Source organism: Salicola sp. AFF1, from assembly GCF_056783195.1.
Genome location: NZ_JBXAYL010000142.1, coordinates 1 through 350, shown reverse-complemented (window position 1 = coordinate 350; position 350 = coordinate 1). Strand labels below are relative to the sequence as shown.

Here is a 350-nt window from a genome sequence, read left to right as displayed (position 1 = left end):
CCGGGGTGACCTCGATGTAGTCCAGGCTCTGGCCGTCGCACTCAAGCTGCTTCACCTCGCGCTGGTACTGGTGCAGCAGCGCCACGGTGTCGATCAGGCTCAGGTACTTTTCATGGTCACGGCGGGTTCTTGTCTTGTCGTCCAGGAAGGTCAGCCGGTCCGCGTAGGGGTTCATCACCGCCACCGAGCGCAGCAGGCGCTGGGCGTTCTGGTGGCGGCGGATCAGGCGGGCCCTGGCCTGTTTGGCCCGCAGCCCCTCAAGGGTGCGGCCACGGCGCTGGGCGGCGTGGATGGCCCGGGTCTGGGCGCGGGACTCGTCCACGGACAGCACCAGGCAGCGGTTCATCAGC

At 68.3% G+C, this 350-nt stretch carries 1 protein-coding gene; it reads right to left on the bottom strand.

Annotated features, from left to right (window positions below; translation table 11 throughout):
* Nucleotides 1-350: hypothetical protein (locus tag AC1RQI_RS17100; RefSeq protein WP_481905814.1), on the bottom strand; the 350-nt coding region annotated here is incomplete at both ends.